General features: G+C 39.8%; 20 protein-coding genes and 1 pseudogene. 1 reads left to right on the top strand and 20 read right to left on the bottom strand.

Annotated features, from left to right (window positions below):
• Nucleotides 1-360: 360 nt before the first annotated feature.
• Nucleotides 361-663: a hypothetical protein gene (locus L1076_RS04985; RefSeq protein ID WP_237303281.1), complete on the top strand. Its 303-nt coding sequence runs from the start codon at nucleotides 361-363 to the stop codon at nucleotides 661-663.
• A gap of 768 nt (nucleotides 664-1,431) precedes the next feature.
• Here the strand turns inward: L1076_RS04985 and L1076_RS04995 are convergent.
• The 20 genes and pseudogenes from L1076_RS04995 to L1076_RS05155 form a co-directional block, all read right to left on the bottom strand.
• Nucleotides 1,432-2,016: a hypothetical protein gene (locus L1076_RS04995; RefSeq protein WP_159356650.1), complete on the bottom strand. Its 585-nt coding sequence runs from the start codon at nucleotides 2,014-2,016 to the stop codon at nucleotides 1,432-1,434.
• A gap of 38 nt (nucleotides 2,017-2,054) precedes the next feature.
• Nucleotides 2,055-2,157, bottom strand: a pseudogene (locus tag L1076_RS05000) (DUF3265 domain-containing protein).
• 643 nt (nucleotides 2,158-2,800) lie between these two features.
• Nucleotides 2,801-3,418, bottom strand: coding sequence for a LysE family translocator (locus L1076_RS05010; RefSeq protein WP_045390214.1), 618 nt, complete (start codon nucleotides 3,416-3,418; stop codon nucleotides 2,801-2,803).
• A 143-nt stretch (nucleotides 3,419-3,561) separates the two neighbouring features.
• Nucleotides 3,562-4,092 carry a hypothetical protein gene (locus tag L1076_RS05020; protein ID WP_102778372.1) on the bottom strand — a complete coding sequence of 177 codons (531 nt, stop codon included), beginning with the start codon at nucleotides 4,090-4,092 and terminating at the stop codon, nucleotides 3,562-3,564.
• Between the two features lie 143 nt (nucleotides 4,093-4,235).
• Complete coding sequence (locus tag L1076_RS05030; protein ID WP_237303283.1) at nucleotides 4,236-4,790, bottom strand: hypothetical protein; 555 nt, start codon at nucleotides 4,788-4,790, stop codon at nucleotides 4,236-4,238.
• Between the two features lie 193 nt (nucleotides 4,791-4,983).
• Entirely contained in the window at nucleotides 4,984-5,742 is a 759-nt protein-coding gene (locus L1076_RS05040; RefSeq protein ID WP_101961138.1) for a hypothetical protein, read from the bottom strand.
• 145 nt (nucleotides 5,743-5,887) lie between these two features.
• Nucleotides 5,888-6,337: a GNAT family N-acetyltransferase gene (locus L1076_RS05045; RefSeq protein WP_237303284.1), complete on the bottom strand. Its 450-nt coding sequence runs from the start codon at nucleotides 6,335-6,337 to the stop codon at nucleotides 5,888-5,890.
• A gap of 165 nt (nucleotides 6,338-6,502) precedes the next feature.
• Entirely contained in the window at nucleotides 6,503-7,477 is a 975-nt protein-coding gene (locus L1076_RS05050) for a PIN domain-containing protein (protein ID WP_237303285.1), read from the bottom strand.
• A 155-nt stretch (nucleotides 7,478-7,632) separates the two neighbouring features.
• On the bottom strand, nucleotides 7,633-8,493 hold the full coding sequence (locus L1076_RS05060) for a hypothetical protein (protein WP_237303286.1): 861 nt from the start codon (nucleotides 8,491-8,493) through the stop codon (nucleotides 7,633-7,635).
• 725 nt (nucleotides 8,494-9,218) lie between these two features.
• Nucleotides 9,219-10,118: a DUF6236 family protein gene (locus L1076_RS05070; protein ID WP_237303287.1), complete on the bottom strand. Its 900-nt coding sequence runs from the start codon at nucleotides 10,116-10,118 to the stop codon at nucleotides 9,219-9,221.
• A 111-nt stretch (nucleotides 10,119-10,229) separates the two neighbouring features.
• On the bottom strand, nucleotides 10,230-10,928 hold the full coding sequence (locus L1076_RS05075; RefSeq protein WP_237303288.1) for a hypothetical protein: 699 nt from the start codon (nucleotides 10,926-10,928) through the stop codon (nucleotides 10,230-10,232).
• A gap of 158 nt (nucleotides 10,929-11,086) precedes the next feature.
• Nucleotides 11,087-11,587, bottom strand: coding sequence for an opioid growth factor receptor-related protein (locus tag L1076_RS05085; RefSeq protein WP_237303289.1), 501 nt, complete (start codon nucleotides 11,585-11,587; stop codon nucleotides 11,087-11,089).
• Nucleotides 11,588-11,760: 173 nt separating this feature from the next.
• Complete coding sequence (locus L1076_RS05090; protein WP_050910326.1) at nucleotides 11,761-12,282, bottom strand: GNAT family N-acetyltransferase; 522 nt, start codon at nucleotides 12,280-12,282, stop codon at nucleotides 11,761-11,763.
• A 137-nt stretch (nucleotides 12,283-12,419) separates the two neighbouring features.
• On the bottom strand, nucleotides 12,420-12,983 hold the full coding sequence (locus L1076_RS05100; RefSeq protein WP_237303290.1) for a DUF4145 domain-containing protein: 564 nt from the start codon (nucleotides 12,981-12,983) through the stop codon (nucleotides 12,420-12,422).
• Nucleotides 12,984-13,126: 143 nt separating this feature from the next.
• The gene (locus tag L1076_RS05110) at nucleotides 13,127-13,915 is read right to left on the bottom strand and encodes a hypothetical protein (RefSeq protein ID WP_237303291.1); all 789 of its coding nucleotides are present in this window, start codon (nucleotides 13,913-13,915) and stop codon (nucleotides 13,127-13,129) included.
• Between the two features lie 726 nt (nucleotides 13,916-14,641).
• Nucleotides 14,642-14,875: a hypothetical protein gene (locus L1076_RS05125; RefSeq protein WP_237303292.1), complete on the bottom strand. Its 234-nt coding sequence runs from the start codon at nucleotides 14,873-14,875 to the stop codon at nucleotides 14,642-14,644.
• Nucleotides 14,876-15,558: 683 nt separating this feature from the next.
• Nucleotides 15,559-16,296 carry a DUF6602 domain-containing protein gene (locus tag L1076_RS05135; RefSeq protein WP_237303293.1) on the bottom strand — a complete coding sequence of 246 codons (738 nt, stop codon included), beginning with the start codon at nucleotides 16,294-16,296 and terminating at the stop codon, nucleotides 15,559-15,561.
• Between the two features lie 208 nt (nucleotides 16,297-16,504).
• Nucleotides 16,505-16,639 carry a hypothetical protein gene (locus L1076_RS26965; RefSeq protein WP_259556213.1) on the bottom strand — a complete coding sequence of 45 codons (135 nt, stop codon included), beginning with the start codon at nucleotides 16,637-16,639 and terminating at the stop codon, nucleotides 16,505-16,507.
• 338 nt (nucleotides 16,640-16,977) lie between these two features.
• Nucleotides 16,978-17,664 carry a hypothetical protein gene (locus L1076_RS05145; protein ID WP_237303294.1) on the bottom strand — a complete coding sequence of 229 codons (687 nt, stop codon included), beginning with the start codon at nucleotides 17,662-17,664 and terminating at the stop codon, nucleotides 16,978-16,980.
• A 140-nt stretch (nucleotides 17,665-17,804) separates the two neighbouring features.
• Nucleotides 17,805-18,566 (bottom strand): hypothetical protein, encoded by a 762-nt coding sequence (locus L1076_RS05155; RefSeq protein WP_237303296.1) that lies wholly within the window; start codon nucleotides 18,564-18,566, stop codon nucleotides 17,805-17,807.
• Nucleotides 18,567-18,825 lie beyond the last annotated feature (259 nt).

Below are 18,825 nucleotides of genomic sequence, written 5' to 3' on the forward strand. Positions count from 1 at the left end.
AGTTGAAACGATGCCAATTTTGGATTTTCACCACGCTAGTTAACACTAAAATTGAAAGCCTGTACGCCAACTTAAACTTTGAGCTTTTACCACTAGATCTTGCGATATAGCTGAGTTTTTCCTCTTGCAAACTAACGCCCTGCTAAGGGGTGAGCAACGCAAAACCGAAGCCGCTGCATACCACCTTAATCACTAAATTCAACGCATAGTAAAAATGCCACGCGTTGCGAATCCCTCTTGAGCAGTTTGTTAGTCGCGAGGCACCGAGCGACAATTTTAAGCCAAACTAAACTTTGCGAACAACAAACTTTATGTGCTTTGATGCATTCAAGTCAGGCGTGGTCTCAAAGCGGCTATTCAATGAAACCACTTGGAACAAACAACGCCGCAGAAAGCGGACTGACAACGCCCAAAAGCACTTTTGGAAAACGAATCTCACAGTGCGGACTTTCAACAAAGTCACTGAAACCACGTGGAATTTGCAACACCAGAGAAAAAGTCACTTCAGCGAGTAAATCGGCTTTTGTACCAACAAACTCACCGAGCGGAGTTGCAAGCAAAAATAGACTCTCGATTGCCCTGTTCTGTCAGCACCAAAGAACAAAACAACCGCTAGGACACTTGCCAAACTTTAGGCTTAAAACAGCAGAAACTGAGTTTTGACCATCGACGATGAACTTGTGCGCTAAACAAGCAACTGCCAGATTTTGAGCTTAGAAACATGATTTTGATTACTAGCTTTTTCTGGCGACTAACGCCTTGCTAAGGTGTGAGTAACGCAATACAAAAGCTACCGCACAGCGCCTTAATCACCATAAGCCACCGCAAAGTGAAAATGCCACGCGTTACGAATCACTCTTAAGCAATTTGTTAGTACATGCGCTATTTCTATTTGTGTGCTCCAAGATATTGAAAAGTGGCATAATATGAAAGGCTTTGAACACTGAAGTGAGACGGGCAGCTACAAAACTTTACCCCGATTGAAAGACGAAAGTTGGCTAGAAGAAAAACGCACTGAACTGCCCTACTTTCACTGGCTTCAAATTAGAAAAGGATTCTTTCCTCGTACTTCAATAGCCACACCAAAAGTAATAAAGGTTCTCTCAAAAACCACGACGAAAATGAAGAAGCGCCAAAGAAATAGGCTAAGAGTTAGAATCCGTAAACGATGAAATCAAAGCGGACACTCCACATATAGTGCCACTGGAAAGAACGTGAAAGGTACAAACTGAAAGGTGTAAAGACGAACGCCAAAGCAGATAAACACCGAAGCTTATGACCTTTGATGCTAAACCCGTACTAACGCCGCATTAAGGTGTGAGTAACGCAACCACGAAACCCAACCATACCACCGTAAACATTGAACTCAACGATGGAATGAAAAATGCCAAGCGTTAGGAATCACTCTTAAATGCTTTGTTAGCTGTGTTGTCAATACTTCTTTCGAACCCACTCAACAACTCGTATTACGCCTGCATTCATTTTGATCGAACCAATCGCAAGCAGTTTATTAATAGCATCAGCATAGTCTGACTCACTAATAGCTAGCTCCCCTGTTGATTCAATATACTTATTACTAGCAATAAACCCATCTTCTTCGGATATTTTTTTAGATGGGTAAGATTCATCCCATAAAGCAGTGAAGACCATTGCAGTTATAGGGTCAATTTCAATTTGTATTCCTTTCCATACTTTACCCCATATATAAAGACCAATCATAGTCGTTAGGTACTTATTAGAGACGCTAGCCCCAGAAGCAGCAATGAAAATATCAGGCACTATTTCAAACAAATTTTTCCAACTTAAAAAGATATTCCCAAGCTTTCTTGATGAACCTCCACGTCTACCACCAGAATATACAGTTATGCACTCCATAATTTCTGGCTCATTCTTAGGTTCACTAATTTTAACAAATCTAGTTAATATTAGGTTTGCCACTATATTCGCGGATTTCTGATCACCTTTAAATAAAGTGGTAGAACGATCATTTACAATCTCTATAATTTCACTTTTCATACAGTACTAATTGATTCCTATAAACAGCTAACGCCCTGTTAAGGGGTGAGCAACGCAATACCGATGCCGCCGCATACCACCTTAAACACTAAAACCAACGCATAGTGAAAATGCCACGCGTTGCGAATCCCTCTTGAACAGTTTGTTAAATTCGTTCTAACGTATACATGCCCAACTTTCTAATTTCATGGAGTAGAGGCTTTACAGACTCTCGACACTCAAAGTAAAGAGAACATGTATCGTCATAACCTTGTACGAAAACAGCCCGATATTCTGGAATTACGAGCTGCAAAGCATCAGCATCCGCAACTGAAAACCTAGATAAACGACGGACAAACAAAGAGCTGTTTCTTGGCTCCTTAAATATCAACCGACTAACAGATCTATATTTGTACTGGTAACACGAAACATCCTCCGCTAGAAGACGATGAAACAAATGCCAACGTAGGTCGATATCGGCTTGTTGGTCTAACGAACGATTAGTAAAATATTGCTCAAACTCTTCTCGTGTTAACCAATGATCGAACACAGTGATTGCAACACATTGCCAATCCTCAATGCTCTCGTTCGTTTTATTGTCTAGAACGGAATAAAGTGACTTGAGGCTACCCTGCACCCCTTTTGATACATTTCGAAATGCTCTCATAAACCCTCAAGAATTTAACGCCCTGTTAAGGTGTGAGCAACGCATTACCGAAGCCGCCGCATACCACCTTAAACACTAAAACCAACGCATAGTAGAAATGCCACGCGTTGCGAATCACTCTTAAACAGTTTGTTAGTTTTATTGCTGGCGACTCAGTAACAAACTTGCTCCAGACATAGCCAAAAAAGTTGCACAGCCTCTATTGAAGCGCTTTGCCATTTTCGGCTTCGTAAACCACTGCCTTAAGTACATTCCAAATATCGCATAAATCGATATTGCACACATTTCTAAAACTAGGAAAGTAGCTCCTAGAGCGAAGAACTGTTCATTTACACTCGCTGAAACATCGACGAACTGTGGTAGAAAGGCGGTAAAGATTAAGATCGCCTTTGGGTTACCAGCGGCGAGCAAAAATTCTTGTTTAGCTAAACCTAATCGGTTGCGAGTATTTTCTAGTTCAGAAACAGGGCTCGCTTCCGAATGCCAAAGATTAAAGGCAATCCACAACAAATAAGCTGCGCCCACAATTTTAATCGTTAGAAATAGAGTCTCAGAAGCATAGAGAACGACGGCTAAACCAGAAGCAGCCAAGGCAATCATTACAGCGAATGCAACAATACGACCAAGTCCAGCAATAAAAGCGGATTTGAAACCGTAACAACGAGCATTGTTCATGGACAATAGATTGTTTGGACCAGGAGTCATATTGAGTGCAAAACACGCAGGTATAAAGAACAATAACTTCCAGATTTCCACAATATTTCCTCCATAAAACTAACGCCCTGTTAAGGTGTGAGCAACGCAATACTGAAGCCCCTGCATACCACCTTAAACACCAAACGCAACGCATAGTGAAAATGCCAAGGGTTGCGAATCACTCTCAAACAGATTGTTAGGGCTCACTTACTGCATAGTAAGGGCCAACCTGAATGTAACCTCCACAAACCTTCCATAGCCGTAGAAAATGGAAGGTAGTCAAACTGTTTACTAAAGTGAATTTCTGACCACAGCACATAGGAAACTCTCCAACGAGAAAGATCAGACAGCGAACTATCTCTAATAGCTAGAGAACCTGTACCACTACCACCACGGTATTCCTCCAGAATACGCTCTCGTAAACCGCCAAAACCCTTTTTACCAATTCCCCCGATACCGCTGTATACAAGACGAAAACCATCAACTTCCATACCACATAACTGAGTAAGGCCCATATTTTCTGTAGCTATATCCGCGAAATTGATAGACCCCTTCTTTGAGCAAGGTTCCGAGTCAAGAATTTCCTCGACGCTATAATTGGTATAGATCCAATACAAGCCATTCTGTCGAGTATCTGGACCGTTTTGATAGCGGAGTTTTCCATTTTCCAACAAGACTTCAGATAGCCTATTTCGCTGTATATCGTTTATTTCATCTACCAGAGAGTCGAACATATAGAAGTACCTATTGATGAGAGCCCTAACGCCCAATTAAGGTGTGAGGCACGCAATACCGAAGCTCCCGCATACCACCTTAATCACTGAAACAGACGCATAGTAAAAATGCCACGCGTGCCGAATCACTCTTAAATTGTTTGTTAGCTGAATTTAACGTCTTCAACCAACTTATACTCTATAGTGTCCTCTTCAACACTACGAATAGAGATGAGACGTTGTACTGCCACATCTAGATCTGATTGAGTGCATTGCACTTTGCCAACAGACATTAAATAGCCGCTCATTGTGTGGTAGAAACTTTGCTTAGAGTGAGATTTACCATTAGCCCAGAGCATTGTGACAATACATGCTTCCAACTCATTTAAGTGCTCCAAAACTTCATTATACAAGCCACTAGCTAACTCATAGACAGAGCATACTAGTCGCTCTTCGGAGCCAAACAACCCAATAAAACGATCGCCCTTAGACATAAGAAAAGTAATAAACTTATGTATATCGAGGTTACCCGCTTTTCGTGAAACCCCTCCAGTAACTTGTGTATACACAGTAATGAGTTCCATTGAATCTTCAGGCGCATCGTCAACGGTGCTATTTTCAAAACTTTTTTTGAGCAATTCGACAAACGCTGCTTTATCTTCATTCGTCCATTCTTGTCCAGAAAGAAAAGCTTCAAGAATCTGTGATTTTTCTATCATTGGTCATTCCTATTGGAAAATTTTCAATTATATCAAGCTACAAAAGAGGTGAGGACTCCCCTTTTAGTGGTTCAGCTAACGCCCTGTTAAGGGGTGAGCAACGCAATACCGAAGTTGCCGCATACCACCTTAACCACTAAAACCAACGCATAGTGAAAATGCCACGCGTTGCGAATCCCTCTTAAACAGATTGTTAGCACTTTAACTTGCGGCGAGCAAATATAACAAACTGCTGGTGTAAATCATGACACTCTGTTGCCTTTTCGTTGAGCTCTTGCAGTTGTTCATGAACATGTGGCGGATAATCCCATGCCCCTCTATAAGCATCCGGTACACATGAAAACACTGGTCCACTGTGCAAGTTGTATGAACGCGAAGCGAGTAGATAAACAAATGAGTGGCACTTTTGCCATAGTTCTGAACGCTTTGCTTCAATTTCTTCATTCAAAAAGTGATGCTCTACATTGTCCCAATGGTTAACAAACTTGTTAATATCTTTCAGGCTATTATCATGATAAGAGTTACCTAAATCATGGTCTTTCAAAAATGGGACTGAGTACCCATCCGAAGGAAAATCAATTAAAAAACGATTGAATAAATCAATATCGACTTGCCTAAGTTGCTTATTGTCCTCAAGGGCAAATTCTGATGATTTGTATGTGAAATACTTATTTGCCAAATTATGGATAAGTGCGAATGCAATCAGAGCAAATCCAACAAGCGGTTCGACAGAGCTTGACTGTAAATCTGCAAGAGTAAAATACTCCCCACCATTTAAATTAAATGTGTCTACTAAAAAGTTGTAGAAAATCTCTTTAAACGCTGTTGGTGTTACCAATATAGTACCGCCAAGTGATGCAACGAACCACGTTAATTTATTAGTAAAATCTGGAAACAACCAATGATTTGTAGCTTTTTCAACAAAGCTTTTTATATCTTTTTTTGTGAACACTTAACTTATATCTCCTCTTGAGTGCTAACGCCCAATTAAGGGGTGAACAACGCATCCACCCAAACCTACAGCATTGTGCCATAGCCACTAAATTTGAAGTAGAAGCAAAAGTGCCAAGCGTTGAGAATCCCTCTTAAATTGCTTGTTATGCCTGTAGTTGCAAGAAGTAATGATACGTCCCTGACTCCCTTTCATAACCTAAAGACTCATACAGTTTCTGGGCATTCACATTACTCTCAGCAGTCTCTAGAGCTAGACCTTTAACATTATCCTTTTTCCCCATATCTTTCGCTGCATCCATTAGCTTCTTTGCCACCCCTCGCCTCCTTGCTGTGTCTAGAACGAATAAGTCGTTTAGAACCCAAGTTCTAGCAGCCGAAACAGAAGAGAAGCTTGGATACAATTGAATAAAACCTAAACCATTACCTTTATCATCAAGTGCTAGATATATAATGGACTCATCATTATTTAAGCGCGACTCAATAAACTCACGAGCAACAGTGAGGTCGCTTTCTTGACCATAAAACACTCGATACGCATCAAAAAGAGGAGAAACCAAGTCTAATTGTTCAATTGTCGCTTTTACTATTTCCATGTACAAAATCCATTTTATTGTAGAAAGGCATAACGCCGCGTTAAGTAGTGAGCAACGCCACCACGAAACTTAACCATACCACCGTAAACACAAAACCCAACGATAGAATGAAAAATGCCATGCGTTGGGAATCTGTCTTAAACGCTTTGTTAAGCAGCAATTTTGCTACGACTCATCATCTGGCGCATTTTCACGTAACTCTTCTTCAAGCTTTTCTAGTTTAGACTTGTCGATAAGTCCTTTATGGGACTCGACAAGAGACGAGAAAAACTCATACACATCTGGGTCACCAATAATCCAGTTGATTTGACGATTAGACAGTGCAGCTTCACACAGCTCATCAACTTGCGACTTATTAAATTCTGAGAATTTCGATAGACGTTCAATGCGCGTATGAGTTGATGAAAAACTACCACTGGCTACAAAGTCTCGGATTGCCAACTCCTTTTCCAACTCACTAGCCAACTTGATATCTGGATAATGCGACTTAAAGAACTGCGAAAGACGACGATAAAACACAATTTCGCTTTTCTTACTGTCAGTCCATTCATCAGCTAAAAAATCTTTCAACTTATTCTCGTCAAGAACAGAGTAATAATCCTTATCGTCAGCAACAAGATATAAAGTTTCATCTTCAGGAACCTTAGATAGTAAACCTTCCCAGTTAATCGCATCACCCAAAGAGTTATCCTTACCTGGTGGGTTCCCAACAGCCATACGAAACCTAGCTTTCTCTACTAATTCTTGGCTTGTCTGGATTAGCTTAGCTTTTCCAAAAAGTTCAGCGATCTGTTGGTCTGCTTTTAACTTTCTTTCGTCAATATCGTCAGTGACCTTTTTGATAAGCTGAGACAATGACTTATCATAACTTTTAAGCAACTCACTAATTTCGGGATACTCAGGGTAATCCTTACAAATCTGAGGAAACTGGCGTTTTTGCTTTTGTTCCTTGAGTTTCTTTATTGCATCGGAAATTTTGTTTTCACGATTACGATAGAACTCATCTTTGATTTGCTGAGGCAACCATAATGTAATCTCGCCTTTTTCCAATAACACAGTTAATTTATGTAGTTCTTCAAGATCATCATTCGATAGATGATAGAAAGACAAAAACACATTTGTATCTATAAATAAATTCATTTACCACCTGACTATATACACTTCTTGCTGCTTAACGCCCTGTTAAGGTGTGAGCAACGCAATACCGATGTTGCCGCATACCACCTTAACCACTAAACACAACGCATAGTAAAAATGCCACGCGTTGCGAATCACTCTTAAACAGATTGTTATGTTCAAAACGGTATGTCGAAATCCAGATCTAAATCGGACTGTTGTTCTAAGGTTTTTAGCTCTTCTTCGATAAAGACGATAAAGCCCCAACTCTTATCAACTAGCTCACGAATAGATTCAGCACCGATAACTAAGGGGTTCCCATCCTTATCATAACCAGCACGATGAACACAGTGATGCCTTGTACTAACAGCTTGGAATAACCACTTAATTTCACCAAAATCTACGCTCAACACGTCCTTGTACATGGGCTTAACTTTTTTAAGGTCATGGAATATCAGGTCTTTTAAGTACTTTGCTACTGTTTGCTTTAATTGGTTTTGCTTTTGAAATATTTCTTTAAGAGTGAATTTTTGCTGTGAAAACGTAGGATCAGTTTCTACTAGCTTTTGTATAAAGTCACTGTTGTTAGTAACCTTATGTATAAACGTAGACGCAAGATATGCCTCTACTGCAGCAACAACATGACCATGTAGCATTACATGCAAGCTAAAAGCTTGCTCTTCGGAAACTTCCGCTTCAAGAAGACCTTTTACGTTCTCTATTTGGCGTTCGAATACAGAAAACTGTTTTGAGCTTTCAATAAACCAATCGAGATCATCTTCACCTAAATCAGGGTAATAAGGGACTGAATAATTCACATCTATTTCACCATTATCGATGCTACATTCAGCATATGAGAATGAGTTGATTATGTAAGCCTCATACATATCTCCACACTTCTCACACTCAATTTCTTCCCAATGTTCACTGGTACTATCACGAGATTTCTCTGCCATGAAATCGGGATCAGGAACATATACAGTCGCTTCGATATGATGAGAGCATCTACACACAAAGCTAATATCCATCAATAGACTCAAATTCTTCTCCTTTGAACATAACGCCCTGTTAAGGTGTGAGCAACGCAATACCTAAGCTTCCGCATACCACCTTAAACACTAAACGCAACGCATAGCAAAAATGCCAAGCGTTGCGAATCACTCTTAAACAGATTGTTATGTTTTACCACAAGTGACTGACTTACTTGAGGAAGAACTGATATTTTGGACTACTTTTCTGAATCAGCCCACACGGTAAGGACCAACTTGGCCACCAAAGGCGACCAACTCAAAACAAGTATGAACACTTCCCTGCCCAATGAGGCAACACGACAAGCATCCAGCAAGTACCCTAGTCTCTTCTCACAACAGCGCCAAACAATGGTTAGTTGCCGAGACTACTGCCAAGGTAGGATGTTGCTTGGAAAAGAACCTCAAAGCGACTTTAAGCCAGAGAAACTTAAACCTAGCCTGCTCGACCTGACAATGAAGCAACCCACGAACATTGGCATGTTTTACGGCCTATGAGATTCAAGAACTTAGGCAGATAATACTGATTTGCTGAGTCTACTAGGGACGAACTGCCTGAGGGGCAAAGAACTAAAGCCTAATGTATTTAAGCCTTTGAAATACAAGTAAACATAACGCCGCATTAAGGTGTGAGCAACGCTACCACGAAACTTAACCATACCACCGTAAACACAAAACCCAACGATGGAATGAGAAATGCCAAGCGTTGGGAATCACTCTTAAATGCTTTGTTATGTTTAAACTAGCTCTTTTTGTGCAGACAATAAATATGCATAGTTTTTCAAAGAGTCCGGCAACTTATTACAAGTTGGAGTCTCTTTAATTGCTAGCTTTACTGATGCGGCAACCCCTGCCCCTAGTGTCAACATGCTTGGTATGGATGCCGGAATCCCTGTAAACATTGTTGATAAAGCGCCAAGTAACCCTGATAATGCAACAAAATCATCAGTGGCTACCTTTGTGATAGACTTAAATACCACATTCTGATCAAGCTCTTGCACTACTTTACTATAGTTTTCAAGCTCCCTTTCTAAGGTGCTTTTTACTTTTTCAGCCTCTTTGAAAGAGTTCTCAGCTGAGCAAATTCTTGCAGTGAAGCTATCAATAACATCTCTTAAGGCAAGGAGCTCTGGTTGGCGCTTTTCTCTAAAACGTAACACATCATCAAGGGGCACATTTGAAGCAGGGATTGGAAGCAAATTAAATAAACTAAACTCTGTAGTCGCTCTAACAATAGATGCTTCTTTGGGAATATAAACTTCTGGTTGCGTTTGAAAAAGACTCCATTCACAATCATCGGACTTGTTTAGATGGACCAAAGATGCTAGCTGTGAATACAGCGGAATCTCCTGAATATATAGACCTCTACCAGCCAACTCAACATCCAATCCAGCAGGTGGTTTTTCATTAACAGCAAGTCCTTCTAGTTTTAATAAGTCGAGCTCTGGATTAGAGGGACCTAGAAAACTATCACGCATCATAAAATTTTCGAGTGCACTATAATCTATGATGTCCCAAAATAGTAAAGCAAAACGCAAGCTATCTAATTCTAGTTTGTATTTCAAATCGCCATGATAACCTTTCTGAGAACCATCAGAAGGAATAAAAGTTGGACCAACTACTACACCACGTTTCATAAACTTTCCTTTAAACATAACGCCGCATTAAGGTGTGAGCGACGCTTGGCTATACTTGAGCGAAGCGAAAGCGCCAGGCGTTGCGAATCACTCTTAAATGCTTTGTTAAGTTTATTTTATGGTAACCGTTCTTGTACACTTTGTACTGAAATCGCAAGGGTAGAACATCAGTTGATATGGTAGCGCAAACGAATTTTTCTCAAATGAATAAATAAAGACTCCCCGTTCCGCTTCCATTGCTGCATAACCTGCAAAACGCTTTTCGTTATCCATAACAACCAATCCAACAGCAACTGTATCCAAACTATACGGCGAATCTATTAGATCGATTATCTCACTATAATCAAATTCTATTTGATGATTTTTACCTATCTGAGGATTTAGAGTAAACAATACATTTTCGGCAATATCGACTGAGAATTCCTCCGTTACGGTATCTCTGGCTATGCCGGGATTTTTTGCTGATATTTTGTCAATTTGACTACTCAGACTCAACTTAATGGTTACGAACGTAGTATTTTGTTTTTCATAATACTTAGCGCTTTCCAGACAGAATTCTTGTTCGGAGGCATTACAAAGCATATACATCTCTGCAAACTTAGCCGTCAGATCAGTTGATATCTCATGATATTTTTTAGCCGAGCAAATAGTTTCGAAATGCCCATCATCATAGGCAATTACTTTCGTTTCTTCATAGCCTTTACACTCTAGCCATGCTTCTTCCATCGACGAGTATCTAGCTTCATTTTCTGCATACGCCGAAAATGAAGCTACCCATACAAAAAAATACAAGATACTTAACTTGTTCAAACCGATTCCTTTAAACTTAACGCCCTGTTAAGGTGTGAGCAACGCAACACCGAAGCCGCAGCACAACACCTTAAACACTAAACGCAACGCATAGTAAAAATGCCACGCGTTGCGAATCACTCTTAAACAGTTTGTTAGTGCGCTTTTTCAGCGATCCCCTAACCCTTGAGCGCGTTACGCCAATACTCGACAGTTTTATCTGAAACCATGCCGGTTTCTCTAGCTGCAGCCACGAGAAAGTCACACAAGTTAGCTGCTATCTGCTCATTACCAAGTAAATACAAACTACGAATTGCTCGGGTCAGGCGGAGTTGGTTGTGGTCATGACTTTTAAGCCAGACGTGGTTAGCAGGACTTAGTTCCAGTAATGAAGAAACTTCATACCCATCTCGCTGTAATCCCCAAAACTCAAGTAAAAGGTCGAGAGCTTTTAAGTGAGCAACACGCAATTCTTCTGAATTAGCAAAAGCCTCTCGATCTGCTTGAGTTACCAAAGGAGCATGTTGATTGAACTTAGTACCCTCATCAATCGGAAAAAGAACTTGAATATACTTATGATCATGCTCTAGCCAGAAGTGGTTGTAAGCTAACAACTGCTCTACATTACGACCAAATTTATCTGGAGCTTTACCAGATATGAAACGAGCAATTTCACTCATTTTAAATCCTGCTAATTGTAATTTTTATCTTTGCGCACTAACGCCGCATTAAGTGGTGAGCAACGCAGACCACTGAACTAAAAGTATTGTGCCGTAAACACTGAAATTGATGCAAACCAAAAATGCCGAGCGTTGGGAATCCGTCTTAAATGCTTTGTTAGCCCTGTGGTTGACTAGTACATATAACCTAGCCAATCAAAATGTCCAACACCCCACTGCTTATCTCTGAGTGGTTTCACATACAGTTCATCAATATGCTCTACAGCAACTCCAAAGTTGGTGTGCTCGTGAAGCCTTAACCAAGACTGCATACACTGAACCTTGTTAAAGCCATTTGATGAGTAGAAATCATGTAGCTCAGATATGAGGATTATGAAATCAACGTCTTTAGTTTCGGCAAATGCCGATACTTCTGACAACATGAAAGAGCCAATACCTTGCCCTCGATAACGTTCATCAACACAGAAGTCGATTACGCCCAGAACCTTATGTATTTCTCCACCGACGCTAACGACGCGATAGTCCAGCCCAAGATAGCCAACCAACTGTTCACCTTGAAAATGAAGGGCACGCATATGAGGTAACTGCTTAAAGTAAGAACGACTTACTTGGCTGTCTGGAAAAGCTTGATTTCTTAATGCTTCGATTGCCTTATGATGCAATTCTGAAACATCTATTTCTTGTACGATTTCCATATCGTTTCCTCGAAAAGGGCTAACGCCCTGTTAAGGTGTGAGCAACGCAATACCGATGCTTCCGCATACCACCTTAATCACTAAAACCAACGCATAGTAAAAATGCCACGCGTTGCGAATCACTCTTAAACAGTTTGTTAGGTTTGTGCCTGCTCCATTTTCGCTGGGAATTCATAAATAAATTTCATCAGCATTTCCGAAAAAGTGATGAGATCTGTTGCATCTTGATGTGTCATCAGAGCAATTTCATGCGTTGCTTCGTTGCCTTTTTTACGAATTTGATCAACCCATAACCGACCATTTGGTGGAAAATATCCCTTATCCGCAAGATAGTTTACATAAGAAATAAAACGATCTCCCTCAGAAGCACCAACAGATACAGCAATATTCATTAGCAACTTACGGCTTGCTAACACTGAAGATGTATATGCTCCGACAGATACACAATTTCGTGCTTCTGTGTATAGTGCTTCAACCAACTCAGGAAGATGTTCAACCTTATTACCAACAGGAGCTTGTGGAAGTTGCCCTTCATTACTTAAGTATGTTGGTTTTGTACAATGAGGACATATTGCGATTACCTCATATGAGTCCGACGAATAAGACTCATGACTAGCTACTTTATTCTCACAATAAGCGCACAAGTACTCCGCTGAGCCGTCACCCTTATCTGTGTTGTACCAACGTATTTTATTTCTCATTATTTACAAACATCCCAATAAAAACCTAACGCCCAATTAAGGTGTGAAGCACGCGACCACGACACTTAATTTGACCACCGTAAACACTAAACTTAATCCAAACCAAAAATGCCAAGCGTGCTGAATCACTCTTAAATTGATTGTTATGTTTCAATTTTCGGCAATTCGATAAGCTCAAGATCTGACCACCATTCCATGAGACTATTATACTCATTTTTTAACCAGACATACTTGGGATAAACACTTTCATTACCCTCGTATTTCTTAAGATTTTCGATGATTTTGTTTTTGACGATAGTAAGGTAATTTTCATATTGTCCAGCGTATGGAGGATACAAATACCAAGTCCAATACCGTTGGTAATAGTACCCATCGTTATCCAGACCGTAAAAAATAGGAGCCAAAGGCATTTTCCCATCCGACAAGTCAAAGAAGTCTAATATGTCGGGATCAATGATGATTCTTGGAAATTTTGCATGCTTCTCTTCAAGTTTAAATGCTTTTATATATGCAGAGCCAAAAAGCACTTTATCATGATGAAACAACAAACCTTTAGATATAGCACCTCTACAAAATATCCCATCAAAAGCAAGATCAGCTGTAATTTTATGGATTTTTCTCGATAACCCTTTAAAGCCGTCAAGAGTTGGTTCAGCTGAAATTATGATGCAATCGGACACATACGTTAGTTTAGGGTCTCCTAGCTCTTTTTCTACTATCCCATCTTCAGTTTCAACATAGATAGGTAAATCGGCTGAATAGTTTGGCTCATCTGTCTCTTCGCTCATAAAATTCAGAATCGACTTTATACGCATTAAATCTGGATTATCACCATGATTATCTTGTTCAATTTTCTTTATAATATCCGTGAACCCGAGGATGTCGATGAAAGCCACAAAGCGCTCTTCCATCACGTTTTCTTTGCTAAGCATAAGACTCATTATTTGATATTTACCTCTGAAACATAACGCCTTGTTAAGGGGTGAGCAACGCAATACCGAAGTTGCCGCATACCACCCTAATCACTTACACCAACGCATAGTAAAAATGCCACGCGTTGCGAATCCCTCTTGAACAATTTGTTATGTGAACATGCAAACTCAGTATCCAATATCTAGGATCAAAAGCAACGTTAATAAAAAAGGAGACCAGTACCATATGCTCCCTTTCCATTGACGGACTACTAAAGTTTGGTACAGCAAAGCGACAATTAATACTAGCTCTAGGAAAAGCTGGAAAGGAAAGAGCAACAATGAGTAAACCATCCCATACCCAGGAGCTTGACCTGCTTCGCTAGGGTTACTCATTACACCGTCGATAAAGTGCTCGAAATATAAGTAAATGAAATGGTTCAGTGTTAGTACAACTAAAACAAACCTCACAATGCTGACGCTCCAAGTTTATGATTTGAAATAGTATTTGTTCCAGTTCAGAAACTGTCGAGCATCATATTTTCATAAACTCGACATCAATCTCAGTTTTGTTCACATAACGCCCTGTTAAGGGGTGAGCAACGCAATACCAAAGCCGCTGCATACCACCTTAAACACTAAAAACAACGCATAGTAAAAATGCCACGCGTTGCGAATCCCTCTTGAACAGTTTGTTAGTATTCAGACCCAACCTGTTACACCGAACTTAAAAAGAAGTCTTATTTGTCAGTTCTCTATCGTCTTGAAACCACAGTTTTCACAGATCGTATGTCGAGAAAACTCATCCATAGAAGCTAAAAATGGACCAACTGCCCAGCCTTTGATTAACCCAGCAATAAACTCTTTACGCTTTTGATGTTTTACACCAGCAAAAGGACTTGGGTTCCTAATCAATACGGTAATATGTTTGGATTTAATGTTGCAAGCAGAACACTGATATTTGTCTATCTGATGAAGCACTAATTTTCCTCCTGAATACTAACGCCTTGCTAAGGTGTGAGTAACGCAATACAAAAGCTACCGCACAGCGCCTTAATCACATAAGCCACCGCAAAGTAAAAATGCCACGCGTTACGAATCACTCTTAAGCAATTTGTTAGTACATGCACTACTTCTATTTATGCGCTCCAAGATATTGAAAACTGGCATGATATGAAAGGCTTTGAACACTGAAGTGAGACGGGCAGCTACAAAACTTAAACTCGATTAAGAGACGAGAGTTGGCTAGATGAAAAATGCTCTGAACTGCCCTACTTTCACAGGCTTCAAATTAGAAAAGGATTCAATCCTCGTACTCCGACAGCAGCTCTAAAGGAAAACAAGATTCGCTTGGAAAGCCCAGCGAAAGTGAAGAAGCGCCAAAGGAATAGACTAAGAGTTAGAAACCGTAAACGGTGAAATCAAAGCGAACACTCCGCATATAGTGCCACCGGAAAGAACGTGAAAGGCATTAACTGAAAGGTGTAAATACGAGTGCCAAAACAGATAAACACCAAAACTTATGATCTTTGATGCCAAACCCGTACTAACGCCCAATTAAGGTGTGAAGCACGCTACCACGACACTTAATGTAACCGCCATAATCACTAAGCTCGACCTAAACCAAAAATGCCAAGCGTGCTGAATCACTCTTAAATTGTTTGTTATGTACGTCTTAAACTGTTCTCTCTATTATGCTCTTTTCCTTGAGCTGGAAACCAAATCATTTCATTTCGTACCAATCTATGACCAGAAATGACTGATAATAAATTATGGATAAAGTACCCAAAAGCCATGTCTTCGAGTCTATACAAGTGCCAATGATCATAGCCAATTGCCCTATCAAGCGGGCATTGTTCCCAAAACTTAATAAATTTATGTTGCCCAAGACAAACATGATCAATTGTTTTGTGTATATGCTCGTCAGTTAGCTCTTTCAATAGCTCGAGATCTATTCTTGGTTGCCTAGTTCGCATTTCATATATAAAAACACCAACAAAGATATCTAAATCTGGTTCAGAATCCCGAACTAACTTTGCAGCATCAGAAATGCTTTCACAAGCATTACGATAAACAGGAGAGCTATATGTCGATTTTACTTCGATAATCCCACGACATGACGATGGCTGAATAAATACCAAATCACCATCACTATAAATTACAGGCTGTGTATTATCATAGAGTAATATATCTATTTGACTTGAGTTTCCTGCCTCTGTGATTATAAACCCTCGGCCTACGGATATATTCTTAGGGCAACTTCTCTGAATTACTTGCCTTAATATAGATTCTTTCCATTCACCGTCTGTAGGCCAATGTGTATCGTTAATCAAATATCGGATACGATTTTCTAAAGCTTTTAGCTCCATTGATATTGATTTAAAATATTGTTCTGTATCCATTTATCCACCTAAGTACATAACGCCCTGTTAAGGGGTGAGCAACGCAATACCAAAGCCTCCGCATACCACCTTAAACACAAAAACCAACGCATAGTGAAAATGCCACGCGTTGCGAATCCCTCTTGAACAGTTTGTTATGCTTGTTCTATCAGTAGGCACAGTGACGTTCCAACGCTTCATCCAGTTAGACTATGCCTATAAAGAGGTCTTATTTATTATGTTCTTTGCCACTTGAATGCTCGGCATACTTTTTGGAAATGAGTTGATGGATATGAAGTCCTGTTTTACGAACAAGATACCAATCTAACGCAGCTAAAATGACCAAGCCTATTATAGTTCCCATCTAAATCCCTCCTTGCATATCGAATCATAACTCTATCAAAACACTGACAAGTTAGATAAGACAGAACGCAATTTTTTGGTGAGCTGCAATGGTTTTCAGAGAAGTTAGAGTCTATTAAGAGATAAGAACCTAATTTTTCTGGAATAGATGCTAGGGCAGATACCGGTGATATTTGTTAAATACGTAAAGTGTTTATACTTACAAGTTTAAGAAAAAGCATAACGCCGCATTAAGGTGTGAACAACGCGACCACGAAACTCGACCATACCACCGTAAACACTAAACCCGACGATAGAATGAAAAATGCCAAGCGTTGCGAATCACTCTTAAATGCTTTGTTATAAGCCAATCACCTCTAGTGTAGCTTGCCAAAGATTTTTACCAATCTCCACTATGTACTCTGGAATTGACTGATAAAAATCTAGAAATTGAGTGTGAAAAGTTAATAAAAGAATTGCAATAATAATCAGTAAAACCCCTTCTATCATGTCACCCACTTTCCCTAAAAAATACTTGCCTATTATAAATCTCTCGCTCACAACCTGCCTGCTTAAGTAGATAGTAAATGAAAAAAGGTAAGGTATTATGCAGAACATGGAAAATGCAACGGCATATTTCATACTACCGTTAAGAAATATTGCCTCGAAAGTGGCAACAAGCGCAAAACCAGCAAACAGCCCGAGCAGTGCTCCATTCAAACTTAAAAGAAAATCTGCCAAAGGGTGTAATATCGTTCGATACATTGTTGTATTATTGTTACAACCTGCAATAGCTCTATGCAAAGAACTCAATATCATTAGGAAAACGACAATGTAAGAAATACTCCCGACCGCCACGTGCTCATTGGTTATTGAACTTGCCTGCTCAGATAGATCAATAGTAATTTGAGCATATTTCAAGTAGGAATATACGATACCATCACTGGATAAATACGGGTCAATAACAATCGCAATCCCGCAAATAATTCCAATCACTAAAAAAGGAAGTGATTTTCCATGTAACTCAGGTATAAATTTTAGTTCCACTATTCATTCCTTGTCGTGGCTTATAACGCCCTGTTAAGGTGTGAGCAACGCAATAGCGAAGCCACCGCATACCACCTTAACCACTAAACCTAACGCATAGTAAAAATGCCACGCGTTGCGAATCACTCTTAAACAGTTTGTTATGCCGTTTGATTGTCATTGATGGCTCGTTGCAGTGCTCCTGTAAACTCTTTGATATCGCTAATTGCTTGGGTAAAATCTTGGGCACCTACACTAATCGTACTGCCATCAACATTTCTGCCATTTCGATGAACAATATCGTGTCTTAACTTTGTAATTTTAACTACTTTAGATATATCAATTTCAAGTTTAACACCTAAGAGTTGCTCATACATTTCTACGACATTTGGGATATTGTGGTATAAGACGTCACTGACATATCTTAAAACTAGGGATTTAACGTCTAAATCTGTTTCAACTACATCAGTTAGTTTAACGCTTTTAAGCACTTTGAATTTGCGTAAGGCATTTTTTAAAAACTGTTCATCTTGAGAAATGAGAGCTCGTAAGGTGTCACCTAAGTATGACTCAAGCAGTGTAACCGCATATGCATATGACATTTTTACAGCAATGTTTGTATGGAGTATAAAAGCCATCTTTTGAGGGTTATTGACGTTACTATCAAACATGATTCTCAAAGCATCAAGTTCGCTAACAAATATGTTGTGAATGTTTGATGACCCATTATCTTTCAACCATCGCAACTCCGCCTGCCATTCAGCTTCTTCACGTAAATGTTCTTGGTAATTCGAATACTCTTCTGCTAACTCCTGATATTCCTCTGAGTCTTCTTCAAGCGAGTCATCGCTCAATCTTTCTCTGATCCACTCATCAGCGTGTAGCTCTTGCATCTCGAATAAGTAATCTTTTGTCGAACTCAATTCACTTACCTCTATCACAATATCTCTAACGGCATAACGCCCTGTTAAGGGGTGAGCAACGCAATACCGAAGCCACCGCACACCACCTTAATCACTAAAATCAACGCATGGTAAAAATGCCACGCGTTGCGAATCCCTCTTGAACAGTTTGTTAGTTGCGTTTAACAGCTTTCCACTTTTGATAATTCGTCAACCACGAAAAGCTATGTAGATTAGCCCTAAAACGAGGCATTTTAGAGAAGCTAACTACTCCGTCAGA

The sequence above is a fragment of the Vibrio sp. MMG023 genome (genome assembly GCF_021654215.1).
In the GTDB taxonomy this organism is placed as follows: domain Bacteria; phylum Pseudomonadota; class Gammaproteobacteria; order Enterobacterales; family Vibrionaceae; genus Vibrio; species Vibrio jasicida.

Bases quoted from the DNA above. Each gene is read 5' to 3' on its own strand.
- L1076_RS05135 (WP_237303293.1), bottom strand. From the start codon at position 16,296: ATGGATACAGAACAATATTTTAAATCAATATCAATGGAGCTAAAAGCT.
- L1076_RS05100 (WP_237303290.1), bottom strand. From the start codon at position 12,983: ATGAGAAATAAAATACGTTGGTACAACACAGATAAGGGTGACGGCTCA.
- L1076_RS05110 (WP_237303291.1), bottom strand. From the start codon at position 13,915: ATGCTTAGCAAAGAAAACGTGATGGAAGAGCGCTTTGTGGCTTTCATC.
- L1076_RS04995 (WP_159356650.1), bottom strand. From the start codon at position 2,016: ATGAAAAGTGAAATTATAGAGATTGTAAATGATCGTTCTACCACTTTA.
- L1076_RS05050 (WP_237303285.1), bottom strand. From the start codon at position 7,477: ATGAATTTATTTATAGATACAAATGTGTTTTTGTCTTTCTATCATCTA.
- L1076_RS05090 (WP_050910326.1), bottom strand. From the start codon at position 12,282: ATGGAAATCGTACAAGAAATAGATGTTTCAGAATTGCATCATAAGGCA.
- L1076_RS05070 (WP_237303287.1), bottom strand. From the start codon at position 10,118: ATGAAACGTGGTGTAGTAGTTGGTCCAACTTTTATTCCTTCTGATGGT.
- L1076_RS05045 (WP_237303284.1), bottom strand. From the start codon at position 6,337: ATGGAAATAGTAAAAGCGACAATTGAACAATTAGACTTGGTTTCTCCT.
- L1076_RS05020 (WP_102778372.1), bottom strand. From the start codon at position 4,092: ATGTTCGACTCTCTGGTAGATGAAATAAACGATATACAGCGAAATAGG.
- L1076_RS05030 (WP_237303283.1), bottom strand. From the start codon at position 4,790: ATGATAGAAAAATCACAGATTCTTGAAGCTTTTCTTTCTGGACAAGAA.
- L1076_RS26965 (WP_259556213.1), bottom strand. From the start codon at position 16,639: ATGGGAACTATAATAGGCTTGGTCATTTTAGCTGCGTTAGATTGGTAT.
- L1076_RS04985 (WP_237303281.1), top strand. From the start codon at position 361: ATGAAACCACTTGGAACAAACAACGCCGCAGAAAGCGGACTGACAACG.
- L1076_RS05085 (WP_237303289.1), bottom strand. From the start codon at position 11,587: ATGAGTGAAATTGCTCGTTTCATATCTGGTAAAGCTCCAGATAAATTT.